The sequence below is a fragment of the Streptomyces boncukensis genome, from assembly GCF_011045075.1.
Lineage (GTDB): Bacteria > Actinomycetota > Actinomycetes > Streptomycetales > Streptomycetaceae > Streptomyces > Streptomyces boncukensis.
In genome coordinates, this window is sequence record NZ_JAAKZZ010001108.1 from 1 (window position 1) to 506 (window position 506).

Consider the following 506-nt stretch of genomic DNA (forward strand, 5'->3'; position numbering starts at 1 on the left):
GGGCGGGGGCGGTGGTTGTGCGACCCCCGAGCCGTGGGTGATCCCCATGCCGGACGAGCCGGGGAACGGGCCGCCCGGCGCGTACGCGTGCCCGCTCGATCCGCCGCCCGCCTCCGGCGTGAAGGACGGCGGCGACGGCGGGACGGCTGGAATCGGCCCTCCGGTCCCGGTCGGCGCCGCCGGTCCCGCGGCCGGCTGGAGGGGGTCGGCCGATGGCGTACCCCCCTCCGGGGGGCGGCCGGTCTCCGCCGGCTGGCTCCGCGCCCCCGGTTCCGTCCCTTCGGCCGTCGGCGTCCGCACCACGCGCAGCCGCCCTTCCCCGTCCGGGACCGTCGGCAGCGCGAGCGCGTGACCCTCCCTGGCTCTTATACACGTCTCCGATCCCCCGAGACTCTAAAAAAAAAAAAAGAAAAAGAAGCAAACCAACTAAATATAAGAAAGCCAACAACAGCAGACAATAGAACAAACGAGAAAAACAGAATAAAGAAAACAAACAAAAAAGAAAA

Annotated in this window: 1 pseudogene; it reads left to right on the forward strand. The window is 66.8% G+C overall.

The features are described from left to right. A pseudogene (locus G5C65_RS38845) lies at nucleotides 1-352 on the forward strand (hypothetical protein); the annotation flags it as partial. Between the last annotated feature and the right edge of the window lie 154 nt (nucleotides 353-506).